At 67.0% G+C, this 12,659-nt stretch carries 13 protein-coding genes; 8 read left to right on the top strand and 5 right to left on the bottom strand.

What is annotated here, in order from left to right; all coding sequences use genetic code 11:
- The first annotated feature begins 395 nt into the window (after positions 1 to 395).
- From AB4Y42_RS09690 to AB4Y42_RS09665, 6 genes are all read left to right on the top strand, one after another.
- A complete protein-coding gene (locus tag AB4Y42_RS09690) occupies positions 396 to 1,319 on the top strand; it encodes a branched-chain amino acid transaminase (protein ID WP_368687590.1) in 924 nt (307 codons plus the stop codon).
- A gap of 60 nt (positions 1,320 to 1,379) precedes the next feature.
- Entirely contained in the window at positions 1,380 to 1,574 is a 195-nt protein-coding gene (locus AB4Y42_RS09685) for a zinc-finger domain-containing protein (protein WP_028205950.1), read from the top strand.
- A 207-nt stretch (positions 1,575 to 1,781) separates the two neighbouring features.
- Positions 1,782 to 2,807, top strand: a complete 1,026-nt coding sequence (waaF, locus tag AB4Y42_RS09680; RefSeq protein WP_201695308.1) for a lipopolysaccharide heptosyltransferase II — start codon at positions 1,782 to 1,784, stop codon at positions 2,805 to 2,807.
- A gap of 303 nt (positions 2,808 to 3,110) precedes the next feature.
- On the top strand, positions 3,111 to 3,557 hold the full coding sequence (locus tag AB4Y42_RS09675) for a nuclear transport factor 2 family protein (RefSeq protein ID WP_069262853.1): 447 nt from the start codon (positions 3,111 to 3,113) through the stop codon (positions 3,555 to 3,557).
- Positions 3,558 to 3,584: 27 nt separating this feature from the next.
- Entirely contained in the window at positions 3,585 to 4,655 is a 1,071-nt protein-coding gene (locus AB4Y42_RS09670) for a YheT family hydrolase (RefSeq protein ID WP_368694058.1), read from the top strand.
- Positions 4,648 to 5,286: a DUF2946 family protein gene (locus tag AB4Y42_RS09665; RefSeq protein ID WP_368694057.1), complete on the top strand. Its 639-nt coding sequence runs from the start codon at positions 4,648 to 4,650 to the stop codon at positions 5,284 to 5,286. The genes AB4Y42_RS09670 and AB4Y42_RS09665 overlap by 8 nt, the downstream gene beginning before the upstream one ends.
- 8 nt (positions 5,287 to 5,294) lie before the next feature.
- On the opposite strand, the gene AB4Y42_RS09660 is transcribed toward AB4Y42_RS09665, so the two are convergent.
- A complete protein-coding gene (locus AB4Y42_RS09660; protein ID WP_368694056.1) occupies positions 5,295 to 7,100 on the bottom strand; it encodes a M48 family metalloprotease in 1,806 nt (601 codons plus the stop codon).
- 168 nt (positions 7,101 to 7,268) lie between these two features.
- Here AB4Y42_RS09660 and moaC point away from each other — a divergent pair, with 168 nt between their 5' ends.
- On the top strand, positions 7,269 to 7,748 hold the full coding sequence (gene moaC / locus AB4Y42_RS09655) for a cyclic pyranopterin monophosphate synthase MoaC (RefSeq protein WP_042266308.1): 480 nt from the start codon (positions 7,269 to 7,271) through the stop codon (positions 7,746 to 7,748).
- A 4-nt stretch (positions 7,749 to 7,752) separates the two neighbouring features.
- The gene (locus AB4Y42_RS09650) at positions 7,753 to 8,103 is read left to right on the top strand and encodes a nucleotide pyrophosphohydrolase (RefSeq protein WP_368694055.1); all 351 of its coding nucleotides are present in this window, start codon (positions 7,753 to 7,755) and stop codon (positions 8,101 to 8,103) included.
- A gap of 3 nt (positions 8,104 to 8,106) precedes the next feature.
- Here the strand turns inward: AB4Y42_RS09650 and AB4Y42_RS09645 are convergent, their stop codons facing one another.
- The 4 genes from AB4Y42_RS09645 to sucD all read right to left on the bottom strand — a co-directional run bounded on the left by AB4Y42_RS09645 (position 8,107) and on the right by sucD (position 12,576).
- The gene (locus tag AB4Y42_RS09645) at positions 8,107 to 9,900 is read right to left on the bottom strand and encodes a Wzy polymerase domain-containing protein (protein WP_368694054.1); all 1,794 of its coding nucleotides are present in this window, start codon (positions 9,898 to 9,900) and stop codon (positions 8,107 to 8,109) included.
- Between the two features lie 144 nt (positions 9,901 to 10,044).
- Positions 10,045 to 10,659, bottom strand: coding sequence for a pilin (locus AB4Y42_RS09640; protein ID WP_368687584.1), 615 nt, complete (start codon positions 10,657 to 10,659; stop codon positions 10,045 to 10,047).
- Positions 10,660 to 10,785: 126 nt separating this feature from the next.
- A complete protein-coding gene (locus AB4Y42_RS09635; RefSeq protein ID WP_368687583.1) occupies positions 10,786 to 11,508 on the bottom strand; it encodes a TerC family protein in 723 nt (240 codons plus the stop codon).
- Between the two features lie 186 nt (positions 11,509 to 11,694).
- Positions 11,695 to 12,576 (bottom strand): succinate--CoA ligase subunit alpha, encoded by an 882-nt coding sequence (sucD, locus tag AB4Y42_RS09630; RefSeq protein WP_069262862.1) that lies wholly within the window; start codon positions 12,574 to 12,576, stop codon positions 11,695 to 11,697.
- Positions 12,577 to 12,659 lie beyond the last annotated feature (83 nt).

The following is a 12,659-nucleotide window of genomic DNA, read 5'->3' as shown; positions in this document are numbered from 1 at the left end:
GGGATCCGGGTTTGAACGCTGTCCCGGATCGCCGTGTCGGCTGCTCGTCGCTGGCACGAGCCGGCATCGAATTGCGAGATCGGTATTTTAGCTGATAGCCAGGACGATCTGAGACGTGTCCAGGCGAATCTCCCGTATTTGGGCAGACGCTGCTCGCCGGGCGGGCGTTCGCGCGATTTGCTGCGTTGCAGCACGCGCGAAACCCGAAAAAAATCGGCGGGAGGCGGTGCGAAACGACCCTAAAATCGCCCGAAAACCCCGCCCCATGCGCCCGCGGGCGCGCTGGCAGGCGTCAAATGACGCTAAAATAATCGTCTTTGCCAATCGCAGCCACGCAGCGCGCGGCGAAACCCCTGTATAAGCCCGATATTTACTGCACTTGTCTGGAGAATCGTATGTCAATGGCCGACCGCGACGGCAAGATCTGGATGGACGGCAAGCTGATTGATTGGCGCGACGCCAACATTCACGTGCTGACCCACACGTTGCACTACGGCATGGGTGTTTTCGAAGGCGTACGCGCCTATCAGACCGCCGACGGCAGCACGGCCATCTTCCGCCTCGCCGAGCACACCAAGCGTCTGCTCAACTCGGCCAAGATCTTCCAGATGGACGTGCCGTTCGACGCAAAGACGCTCGCCGACGCGCAGCTCGAAGTCGTGCGCGCGAACAAGCTCGAGTCGTGCTACATCCGCCCGATCATCTGGGTCGGCTCGGAAAAGCTCGGCGTTTCGGCCAAGGGCAACACCATTCACGTGGCCATCGCCGCATGGCCGTGGGGCGCCTATCTCGGCGAAGACGGCCTTGCCAGGGGCATCCGCGTGAAGACGTCGTCGTTCACGCGCCATCACGTGAACGTGTCGATGGTGCGCGCCAAGGCTTCGGGCTGGTACGTGAACTCGATCCTCGCCAACCAGGAAGCCACCGCCGACGGCTACGACGAAGCGCTCCTGCTCGACGTGGACGGCTATGTCTCGGAAGGCTCGGGCGAGAACTTCTTCCTCGTGAACAACGGCAAGCTGTACACGCCGGACCTCGCGTCGTGCCTCGACGGCATCACGCGCGACACCGTCATCACGCTTGCGCGCGACATGGGTATTCCCGTGATCGAAAAGCGCATCACGCGTGACGAGGTGTACACCTGCGACGAAGCGTTCTTCACGGGCACCGCCGCCGAAGTCACGCCGATCCGCGAGCTCGACAACCGCACCATCGGCAGCGGCTCGCGCGGCCCGGTCACCGAGAAGCTGCAATCGGCCTTCTTCGACGTCGTCTCGGGCAAGAACGACAAGTACGCGCGCTGGCTCGCGAAGGTCTAAGAATTAAAGGTCCGGGCGCGCCAACGCCTGGCCCCCACAGCTACACAGAGAATCGTCCTCATGAGCGAAATTAAGGAAATGCCGCTGGTCGAACTTTCGGCCAAGGATCTGCCCGCTTACTGCCCGAATCCGTCGATGCCGCGCTGGAGCAACCACCCGCGCGTGTTCCTCGACGTGACGCACGGCGAAGCGAAGTGCCCGTACTGCAGCACGCGTTACAAGCTGCGCGCGGGCGAGGTCGTCCACGGCCACTGACGCGTTTCGCCTCATTCGCGGCGCGCCGCCGTGCATGCGGCGGCGCGTCTTACGTCATGCCGCCGCCCGTTCACCGGCGCGCGGCTGTTCGTCATTTTCCCAACCGTGTTTCGCGCGCGGCCCAATACGCCCCCATGCCGGCCAGTGCCGGCCCCGGGCGCGCAAGCCGCACGTGCAACCTTTACCCTCTCCGGACCCTGACTCCCGATGCGCCGCGCGCTGGTAATCGCACCGAACTGGATCGGTGACGCACTGATGGCGCAGCCGCTTTTTTCGCGGCTCGTGAAACTGCACCCGCGCATTCAGATCGATGCGCTCGCGCCAACCTGGGTTGCGCCCGTGCTCGAGCGTATGCCCGAGATCCGCGACGTCTACGCCACCGACCTCGGCCACGGCAAGCTGCAGCTGCTGCGCCGCTGGCAACTGGCGGGCGACTTGCGCGCCGAGCGCTATGACGCCGCCTACGTGCTGCCCAATTCGCTCAAGTCCGCGCTGATCCCGTGGCTCGCCAATATCGGGCTGCGCATCGGCTATACGGGCGAGAACCGCTACGGCCTCTTGAACGTGCGCCACGCGAATCCGCCGAAGGACGAGCGCCCGCCGATGGTCAGGCACTACGCCGCGCTCGCCTACGCGCCCGGCGCGAGCGTGCCCGACGACCTGCCAATGCCGCGCCTCGAGTCGGACCCGAACGAGGCGTCGCGCGTGTCGGCGCGCTTCAATCTCGATACGCGCGTGCCGCTGCTCGTGTTCTGCCCCGGCGCCGAGTACGGCCCCGCCAAGCGCTGGCCGCCCGAGCATTTCGCGGCGCTCGCGAAGATGGTGGGCCAGTCGTTCCCGTACACGCAGATCGTCGCGCTCGGCTCGCCGAAGGACGCCCCGCTCGCCCAGGCCATCGCCGATCGCGCGCCGAACGTGCGCAACCTGTGCGGGCAAACCGCGCTCGGCGAAGCGTGCGCGCTGATCTCGCGCGCGAACGCCGTGGTCACCAACGATTCGGGCCTGATGCACGTGGCCGCCGCGCTGCGCCGGCCGCTCGTCGCGCTGTACGGTTCGACGGATCCGCGCCACACGCCGCCCTTGTCCGAGCTTGCAAAGGTACAATGGCTCCATCTCGAATGCAGTCCGTGCTTTGCGCGCGAGTGTCCGCTCGGGCATCTGAACTGCCTGCGCGAACTGAGCCCGGAGCAGGTTTTCGGCGATCTGCGCGGCATGCTGCTCGGGCAGCGATAAGCAACAGGCATCGCCGACAGCGTGGGGCGGCTATGTGCCGCCCGCCACGCTGAAAACATCGCGCACACAAATGGATGTGCGCCACGCAACGGACGCCATGCGCGTTGCGCGCGCCCAATAGAGGCATCGGAGGCCCGGGAGAGACCAAAGCGCCGCATCGGAGCACGTCACAGGCCTGTCTCGCGAAAGCGGCATGCTCGCGGCAAACGCGCGGCATGTAGCGACAGCCGCGCAGCGACGCAACCGATCAATCGCCAACCCGCGCCCAGGCAGACGCCACCGAGCGCACAAGACCAACGAGCCATGCCACGTTTTGCCCACATCTTCGAAGCCGCCGCGGACACCCTCAACGCGTACTACCAGGCCGTCGCGGAAGTCAACATCGACAGCTTGATGGGTCTGTGGATCGATGAAGAGTTCGTGAGCTGCATCACGGCGGAAGGCGCGCATCTGCACGGCCTGCCGAGCATCCGCGCGGGCCTCGCCGCGCAGCTCGAAGCGGCGCCGGTGTCGATCGAGCCGCTCGACATCCGCGTGTACGACAGCCTCGGCACCGTGGTCTATGCGATCGTGGAAGCGCACCGCCCGGTCGATCCCAGCGCGATTCCCACCATGGTCTTCACGACCTACGTGATGGTTCACGAGCGCGGCGAGTGGCGCATTGCGCACATTCACGCGAGCCGCATGCCCGACGACGCAGCTACCCAGTTCTCGGCCAGATTGCGCCACGGCCAGGGCGCGCTGCACTGACATAAGGGCGCAAAGCAGGGGGCAGTGATGAGTACGACCGACGACACCCGCAGGCCCGGCGAGGCAGCCCGCGTCGCGGCCGCGCTCGAAGCCCAGACTGCCCTGCTCGGCCCCCACTATGACAACGACTACCGCGCGCCGTTCTGGCTGCCCGGTGCGCACATCCAGACCATCGTGCCGGCGCTGTTCTCGCGCCTGCCCGCGCCCGCCTACCGGCGCGAGCGCTGGGACACGCCCGATGGCGACTTCATCGAAGTGGACTGGCTGGACGGCAAGCGTGCCGGTGCGGATTCACACAACGCCCCGCTGTTCGTCCTGTTCCACGGCCTGGAAGGCGGCTCGAGCTCCCACTACGCGCGCGCGCTCGCTGCCGCTGCGCAGGCGCGCGGCTGGCATGCGGCGATCCCCCACTTTCGCAGCTGCAGCGGTCCGCTGAACCTGCTGCCGCGCTTCTACCATCTCGCCGATTCCGCCGAAGTCGACTGGGTGCTGCGCCGCTTCGCCGCCCGCCACGCAGGCCCGCTCGTGGTCGCGGGCGTGTCGCTCGGCGGTAACGTGCTGCTGCACTGGCTCGCCCAGCGTCGCGAAGACGCCGCGATCGTCGCCGCGGCCGCCGCGATCTCCACGCCGCTCGATGTGCATGCAGGCAGCGAGATGCTGACGCAGGGCTTCGGCATGATCTACACGCGCAGCTTCCTGAAGACGCTGAAGGTGAAGGCGCTCCAGAAACTCGAGCAGTACCCCGGCCTGTTCGACGCGCAAGCCGTGCTCGCCAGCCGGACGATGTACGAATTCGACAATGTTGTGACCGCGCCGCTGCACGGTTTTCGCGACACCCACGACTACTACACCCAGGCGACGATCCGCCCGAAGCTCGGCGAAATCGCCGTCCCCACGCTCATTCTGAATGCGCGCAACGATCCGTTCCTGCCTGGCCGCGCGCTGCCCGCTCGCCACGAAGTGAGCGCCGCGGTCGAGCTCGATCAGCCCGCGCACGGCGGCCACGTCGGTTTCATGACCGGACCGTTCCCCGGCCGCAGCGACTGGCTTTCGCAGCGCGTGTTCACTTATCTCTCGCCTTTCGTCTCTCATGGATGACATCGTCAAACAGGCGCTCGCGCGCTGGCCCAACGTCCCGCATTGCACGGGCTGGCTGCTGCTCGACGCACGCGGCAACTGGCGCATGCGCGACGAGGCCGTCCAGGCGCAGAACGCCCCCGGCACGGCGATCCGCCACGAAGCGCTGCTCGGCTTCATCAACCGCAATTACGAGCGCGACGAACAGGGCCAGTGGTACTTCCAGAACGGGCCGCAGCGCGTGTACGTCGAGCTCGAATACACGCCGTGGATCGTGCGCCTCGCCGCGGGTCATGACGGCGGCGACGACGCGTTGACGCTCACCGATCAGGGCGGTCAGGCGTTCGAGCCCGTGGCCGTCTACCTCGACGAAGCCGGCAGCGTGATCTTCGCCGACGCGGGCACGCCGCCGCGCGCGGCGCTGCTGCACGACCACGACCTCGATCTCTTCACCGACCACGCGACGCTCGCGGACGACGCCCACAGCGGTACGTTCCACTGGCGCGCCGGCACCGCGCTGCCGCTGCAGCCGGTGAAGCGCGCCGAGGTGAGCGCGCGCTTTGCCTTCGTGACGAGCCCGGCGCGCGCCGAGCGCGACGCGCAGGCCGCGCAGCAAGGCGCGAGCAGCACGCCGCCGGCCTCCGCGGACTGAGCGCCGCCTCAGCCGCGGCCCTCGTCCTTCTCGTCCTGGCGCTCCTGCTGGTAGCGCGCCTCGAAGTCGTGCAGACGCGCTTCGATCGTCGACAGGTCGTAGTAGCCCACCGATTTCATGTCGCGCGCCTCCTTGAGCTGACGGATGGCCGAGGGCCAGGCGCCGTCGAGCGCCAGCTTCTCCGCCATCGCCCGATGCTGGGTGAGCGCGTCGCCGAGTCCGGCGCTCGCCTGCGCCAGATAGAGCCACCATGCGTCCTGCTGCGGTTCGGCCTCGGTTTCGCTGCGCGCGAGCGTCTGCGCCTCCTTGAAGCGCCGCGCCGCGATCAGCGCCTGCAGCAGCGCATCGGTGGCCGCGTGTGACCCTGGCCACGCCTGGTGCGCGGCCAGGGCCTGCCGCACGGCGTCGTCGGTGCGGCCCGCGCGGCGCGCGATGTCCGCGGCGAGCACGTCGAGGCTCGGCGAGTTGCGCGTCTTGCTGCCATCTGCCGCCTCGAACTGCGCGAACGCCGCGCGAGAGTTCGCTAGCGACGCCGTGGCGTCGTCGTAGCGCTCCAGCAGCATCTGCGCGTAGGCAATGCCATACCAGTTCGCGGCGACGTTGAGCGCCGTGCGGTCCTCGAGCTCCGAGCGCAAGCGCGAAACCTCGTCGATGTACTCGTTGCGCGTGCGGTCCTGAAGCACCCGCACGCGTGCGCGCACGAAACCGTACTCGGGCGCCTGGCGCGGCTGCCGGTAAGCGGCGCGGCGCGCGCGGTCCTGCATGTCGGCGATGCGCTCGCCGGTGAGCGGGTGCGTGCGCGCGTAGGCCGGCACGCCCGTGTCTTCCATCGAATCGCGCTCGAGCCGCTCGAAAAACGCCACCATGCCCCACGGGTCGTAGCCCGCCCCCGTAAGCAGCTGGAAGCCCACGCGATCGGCCTCGTGCTCCGCAGCGCGCGAGAAACGCAACTGGCTGTCCACGGCATACGCCTGGCTGCCGAGCGCAATCCCGGCGCCGAGATCGCCGCTATGCGCGAGCACGCCCGCGAGAATGCCGAACAGCACGCCGGCCAGCGCGGCCAGGCCCGTGCGCTCGCTCTGCGAAAGCATGCGTGCGATGTGCCGCTGCAAGACGTGGCCCATTTCGTGACCGAGCACGGAGGCGAGCTCGGACTCCGTTTGCGTGACGACGATGAGCCCCGAATTCACGCCGATGAAGCCGCCCGGCAGCGAGAACGCGTTGATCTGGCCGTCGCGGATCGCGAACAGCTCGAAGTCGGGCCGATAGCCGCCGATGAACTGCGCGCTAGCGGCCGCGGCGAGGCGCGCGGCGACCGAATTGAGGTAGTCGCGCACGAGCCAGTCGCCGATATAGTCGGGGTCGCGGCGAATCTCGCGCATCACACGCTCGCCGATACGGCGCTCGGCCTGCGGCGTGAGCGCGCCACCCGAGCCGTCGCCGAGGTCGGGCAGTTGCGGCACCCAGGCGGGGGCGCGCACGCTGGTATTGCCGCTCGAAGTCGAGGACGCTGCGCTGGCCTGGCCTTGGGAAGAAAAGCGGCTCTGCGCACCGCCGTACGTGCCGAACACGCCCTGCGCGATCGAGGCGGGGACGACGGGGTCCGCCGCGTCGTCGAACGGACCGCTGACGAGTGCGGGCGCCGCATTGGCTGCATTCGGTGCCGGGCCGGAGGGGGCCGGTGCGGGCTGCGTGGCGGTCGGCGGGGCCGCGCCGAGCTTGAGCACGGCGGCATTCGACGCCTGCGCGTTCGCTTGCGGCGAAACCGCGAGCGACGCGCACAACCATGCAGCAAGCAGCCGTTTCAGACGCATTGATGACAGGATCGGGGAATGCGGGGCACTGGCGCGGCGGCGCGCCCGGTGCGGACCGCCAATCGATCGATTGTAGCCCGCCTTACAACTCTTGCGGCAAGGCAAGACGCGCAGAAAGCGCGGCGTGCCGCACTGTTAAGATAGGTACCCCTCAAGGAAAAACCCACCATGCCTGAACTCACGCATTTCGATGCAGCCGGCGACGCCCATATGGTCGATGTCGGCGGCAAGGCAGAGACGAAGCGCATTGCGCTCGCGAGCGGCACGATCCGCATGTTGCCGGAAACCTTCGCGCTGATCCGCGACGGCCACGCGAAAAAAGGCGATGTGATCGGCGTTGCGCGCATCGCCGCGATCCAGGGGGCGAAGCGCACGTCGGATCTGATTCCGCTGTGCCATCCGCTCGCGATCACGCGCGTGAAAGTGGACTTCGCGCTCGACGAAGCGCTGCCCGGGGTTCACTGCACGGCGCAGGTGGAAACGCTCGGCCGCACGGGCGTGGAGATGGAAGCGCTGACCGCCGTGCAGGTCGGTTTGCTGACCGTGTACGACATGTGCAAGGCGGTGGACCGCGGCATGACGATCACCGATGTGCGCGTGCTGGAAAAGCACGGCGGGAAGTCGGGGGATTGGGTGGCGGAGCGCTGACGCCATGACGCTCGACGAACTGCTCGCGCAGGTTCTGGCCTTTCGCGACGAGCGCGACTGGAAGCAGTTTCACACGTTGCGCAACCTGATCGTCTCCACCAGTATCGAGGCAGGCGAGCTGTTGGAAACGGTCCAGTGGAAGACCGATGCGCAAATCGACGCACAGCTCGCCGATCCCGCGCAACTCACGCATCTCAAGCACGAATGCGCGGATGTGTTCATCTACCTCTTGCTGGTCGCGCATACCGCCGGGATCGATCTGGTCGATGCGGCAGCGGAGAAGCTCGAGCTGAACGCGCAGCGCTATCCCGTGGAGAAGGCAAAAGGCAGCGCCGCGAAATATTCCGAGCTTTGAGGCTCAATCGTCCGAATCGTCCTCGTCGTCCTGTTCGACCGACTTCGCCGGCATCCCGTATTTCTTGACGAGTTGCGCCTTGAAGTCGGCGAGCGTGGGCTGCTCGTCGAGCAGGCCATAGAGCGAAGCGAGTTGCGTCTGCCAGTCGTGCAGCTCCGTGGCGAAGATGCGCAGGCGCTCCACCGTATCGAATGCGCCCGCCGTATCGCCGTCCAGCGCCTGCAAGACCGCGTAGCGGCGCAGCACCGTCTCGCCGGGCAGCAGCGCGATGGCGCGCTGATGCGCGTAGAGCTTGCTCGGCAGGCTCGCGGCGTTCAGCGGCAACAGCGTGGCCATGCCGTAGTCGCCCCACGCGCCGAACAGGCGCGAAGGATCGTCGCCGTAGTCGCGCAGCACCGGGTACAGCGCCGCGACGCCGCCGAACACGACCACCGCATACACGCCGAGCGAGACGCGCGACGGCACGACTCGCAGCGGCTTCGTCTCCAGCAGACCGAACACGAACATCGCCGGCAGCAGGAAGAACATGTACTGCTGCGGATATTCGACGAGCGCATGCATGACGAGCACGCCGATCAGCATGTAGCCGAACACGCGCTCGGCGGTGTGCGGCGCGCGCAGCCCGCGCACGAACCACGCAATGAGCCCGATCACGACGATGGCAAGACCGACGAGGCCGGTCTTCGCGAGCAGGTCGAGGAAGATGTCGTGCGCGTTGTTGGCGATCTCGACGCCGCCAAGCGAGCGCGCCAGCTCGAACTGGTGCACCGGGAAATCGCCCCAGCCGACGCCCAGCACCGGATGCGACTTGAACATCGTCCAGCCGTAGCGCCACAGCGCGAGGCGGGGCGCGATCTGGCTGGCGTCCTTCATGCGCTCGGCGGCCGACTGCGCAAGGTCGAGGCCGTAGTGGACGTTGGCCCAGCGCACGTACGCATTCATGCCGAAGAAAATCAGCACGAGCACGACCGGGATGACCCAGGCGCGCACGCCGCCGGCCTTGCGGCCCGAGCCCGCTGCCGATCCGAGGCCTTGCGCACCCGCACCACGTCCCTCGTCGGCTTCGCTGCGGCAGCCCGCGAGCGCGATCCACAGACTCGCGACGAAAATCACGCCCATCTGCAGCCACGGCCCGCGCGACACGGTGAGCGCGAGACCGCCCGAATAGATCGCGGTCAACACGCCCCAGAGCAGGATGTTCAGACGCCGCGTGAGCACGAGGTACATCGCACCCGCCATCGCGAAGGCGATATAGGTGGCCAGGTGATTGGCCTGCGCCATGTTGCCGAACGGCCGGCGCTCGACGGTAATGTTGTACGCCACCACGAGCGGCGTGACCTTCGTCTCCAGGTGAAAGAGCTGGATCACCTGGGTGAACACGGCGAAGAGGCCGCCGAACTGCAGCGCGAACGCTCCCCACACGAGCGCGGACTGCATGAGGCGCGCGCGCGTGATGGTGTAGCCGGCGTGCGTCGCGAGAAACGCGGCGAGCAGATAACCGGCGCCGAGCCAGTTCATCGAAGGCTCGGCGAGCGGCAGCGCGAAGGTCTGCACGATCAGCACCAGACCAAAGAAAAACGGCACGAGCGCGACCGTGGGCGACGCGAAGCCCTCGCCCGTGCGCGCCGGACGAACGAGCAGCAACGCGGCGGCGCCCATCAGCACATAAAGTGTCAGTGCAACGAATTCCGCGTAGAAAGTCGGAATCGGATAGGTGTGGTTGACGACCGCATAGGGCAGCGTCAACGCGAGGGCCAGCAAGACGAACGTAAGGTAACGCGCAAAATTGGAAGGCATGGTTGGGCGGGGGCGTTCAGCAACGGGGCACTATACAAAACTTTTCCCCCGCTGTGCGGTTGCGGCCGGTTGGCTCGCATCGGCGTGCGCTGCGCGAATGCGCTCGAAGGCGCTCACCGTTGCCCCCGCACCTGTGCGCAAACCTTATGCGCGGCACTCCGGCGGCGCGAGATTGCCCGCCAGCGTGGCGGCGTCCGCCGGCGACGGGCCCGTGCCGGGCGCGCCCAGCGACGAAGCCGTCTTGCCGGCAGCGAAGCACTCCCACGTGAGCGTGCCGCCCTGCACGCCGCCCTGCGCGAGCGCGACACGCGCGGTGGGCTGATCGGCGTTGTCGGGCACCGAAGGCACGAGCACGATGGTGTTGCTGCCCACCGGCGCCACACGCGAGGTGAAAGCAACCGTGATCTGGCCGGTCGTATCGTCGATATGCAGCGACTGCACGTTGCGGGTGGCGGGCGGCACCGTGTAGCCCGCGCCGAAGGCGTTGCCGCTCGCGGCGTTCTCCGCCACGGCAAGGCGTGCGGAAGACGCGAGCGAAAGGCCCTCGCCCACGCGGCTGCGGGCGAGGTAATCCTGGTACGCGGGAATGGCGTAGGCGGCGATCACACCGACGATCGCGAGCACGATCATCAGTTCGATCAGTGTGAAGCCGCGCGCGGTCCAGCGCGCGGCAACGCCAGCGAGACGCGACAGTCTGGCTGCAAAACACGCGCAGCCGTTGCGCGGCGGCGGGCTCATGGGAAGGGCGGATACGGTCATCGTCAGGGCTCCTGAAACAAGAAACGCCTGCTCACAGTCGTGAACAGGCGTCTTGATCGTATCGGCGGCCCGCTTTGCGCAGCAGTCGGCCGGATGGCCCAGGCGCTATGGCACAGCCCTGCGCGCTCAGTGCGACTGCGGCCCCTGCGCCTGGCTGCGCCGCGCGTTGCGGCGCCTGAGCCACGACCCGAGCGCGACGACGAACACGGCCCCCGCCGCGCTCATGCCGTATTCGGCCGCGGGCGTATCGAGCAGCGGCCAGCGGTCGCCGGCGGGGTCGTTGATGATGAGCCCGCCCGCGATCCAGCCGAGCAGCGCCGCGCCGAGCGTCACGATCACCGGGTAGCGGTCGAGCAGCTTGAGCACGAGCTGACTGCCCCACACGATGAGCGGAATGCTCACCATCAGCCCGAAGATCACGAGCGCGATGCGATGGCGCGGATCGGCCGCTTCGGCAGCGCCCGCAATCGCGACCACGTTGTCGAGGCTCATCACCGCATCGGCGACGATGATCGTCTTGATTGCGCCCATCAGCTGCTCGGCAGGCTTCACGTTGGCGTGCTCGAGTTGACTGGGCGCGAGCAGCCGAACGCCGATCCACAGCAACAGCAGGCCGCCTGTGAACTTGAGGAACGGCACGTTGAGCAGCACCACGGCGAACGCGATCAGCACCACGCGCAGCGCGATCGCGCCGGCGGTGCCCCACAGGATGCCGCGCATGCGCTGCTGCGCAGGCAGATCGCGGCAGGCGAGCGCGATCACCACGGCGTTGTCGCCGCCGAGCAGGATGTCGATGACGATGATCTGGATGACAGCGCCCCAATGGAGCGTCGCGAAAAACTCGAGCATGGAGACGAAGACTCAGCCGTGACTCAGGATGGGCGGCTCAAGCGGCGAGCCAAATAAAAAAGCGAGGAGGCCATGACTGGCTCCCTCGCTTTTGTTCGGAAACCTCGTGAAAGGATTCCGCAAGCATATCAAAAAACGCCGGCCGCCCGCGCATACATGATGCACGAGTGGCGGCGCATTTCGAATTTACAGCATCGCCTTCAGCAGACGACCCATTTCCGACGGGTTGCGCGTCACCTTGATGCCGCACGCGTCCATGATTTCCAGCTTCGCGTCGGCCGTATCCGCACCGCCCGAGATCAGCGCGCCGGCGTGGCCCATGCGCTTGCCCGGAGGCGCCGTGACGCCCGCGATGAAGCCAACCACCGGCTTCTTCATGTTGTCCTTGATCCACTCGGCGGCGTTCGCTTCGTCCGGACCGCCGATTTCGCCGATCATGATCACGGCGTCCGTATCCGGATCGTCGTTGAACATCTTCATGACGTCGATGTGCTTCAGACCGTTGATCGGGTCGCCGCCGATACCGACTGCCGACGACTGGCCGAGGCCGATCGCGGTCAGCTGGGCAACCGCCTCATACGTCAGCGTGCCCGAACGCGACACGACGCCGATGCGGCCCTTGCGGTGGATGTGACCCGGCATGATGCCGATCTTCAGCTCGTCCGGCGTGATCGTGCCGGGGCAGTTCGGGCCGAGGAGCAGCGTCTTGCGGCCTTCGCGGCGCATACGGTCCTTGACTTCGATCATGTCGCGGACGGGAATGCCTTCCGTGATACAGATCGCGAGATCGAGGTCGGCCTCGACGGCTTCCCAGATCGCAGCGGCAGCGCCTGCCGGCGGCACGTAGATGACCGAAACGGTCGCGCCGGTGGCGTCCTTTGCTTCACGCACGTTCGCGTAGATAGGAATGCCTTCGAAATCTTCGCCGGCCTTCTTCGGGTTCACGCCAGCGACGAACGCTTCGCGGCCGTTTGCGTACTCACGGCACGCGCGGGTATGGAACTGACCGGTCTTGCCGGTAATGCCCTGCGTGATGACCTTGGTGTCTTTGTTGATCAGAATCGACATGTATTGACCTCTTTTCGTTTGGCGTCGCGCGTCGCGTCATCCGCGCCTTGCGTTGCGGATTTCGCGCCGGCACGCCGCCATTC

It is taken from the genome of Paraburkholderia sp. EG286B (assembly GCF_040965655.1).
Taxonomy (GTDB): Bacteria; Pseudomonadota; Gammaproteobacteria; order Burkholderiales; family Burkholderiaceae; genus Paraburkholderia.
This window is presented reverse-complemented; position numbering and strand designations above follow the sequence as displayed.

Bases quoted from the DNA above. Each gene is read 5' to 3' on its own strand.
- AB4Y42_RS09650 (WP_368694055.1), top strand. From the start codon at position 7,753: ATGACGCTCGACGAACTGCTCGCGCAGGTTCTGGCCTTTCGCGACGAG.
- AB4Y42_RS09670 (WP_368694058.1), top strand. From the start codon at position 3,585: ATGAGTACGACCGACGACACCCGCAGGCCCGGCGAGGCAGCCCGCGTC.
- AB4Y42_RS09665 (WP_368694057.1), top strand. From the start codon at position 4,648: ATGGATGACATCGTCAAACAGGCGCTCGCGCGCTGGCCCAACGTCCCG.
- moaC (WP_042266308.1), top strand. From the start codon at position 7,269: ATGCCTGAACTCACGCATTTCGATGCAGCCGGCGACGCCCATATGGTC.
- AB4Y42_RS09675 (WP_069262853.1), top strand. From the start codon at position 3,111: ATGCCACGTTTTGCCCACATCTTCGAAGCCGCCGCGGACACCCTCAAC.
- waaF (WP_201695308.1), top strand. From the start codon at position 1,782: ATGCGCCGCGCGCTGGTAATCGCACCGAACTGGATCGGTGACGCACTG.
- sucD (WP_069262862.1), bottom strand. From the start codon at position 12,576: ATGTCGATTCTGATCAACAAAGACACCAAGGTCATCACGCAGGGCATT.
- AB4Y42_RS09660 (WP_368694056.1), bottom strand. From the start codon at position 7,100: ATGCGTCTGAAACGGCTGCTTGCTGCATGGTTGTGCGCGTCGCTCGCG.
- AB4Y42_RS09690 (WP_368687590.1), top strand. From the start codon at position 396: ATGTCAATGGCCGACCGCGACGGCAAGATCTGGATGGACGGCAAGCTG.
- AB4Y42_RS09645 (WP_368694054.1), bottom strand. From the start codon at position 9,900: ATGCCTTCCAATTTTGCGCGTTACCTTACGTTCGTCTTGCTGGCCCTC.
- AB4Y42_RS09635 (WP_368687583.1), bottom strand. From the start codon at position 11,508: ATGCTCGAGTTTTTCGCGACGCTCCATTGGGGCGCTGTCATCCAGATC.
- AB4Y42_RS09685 (WP_028205950.1), top strand. From the start codon at position 1,380: ATGAGCGAAATTAAGGAAATGCCGCTGGTCGAACTTTCGGCCAAGGAT.
- AB4Y42_RS09640 (WP_368687584.1), bottom strand. From the start codon at position 10,659: ATGACCGTATCCGCCCTTCCCATGAGCCCGCCGCCGCGCAACGGCTGC.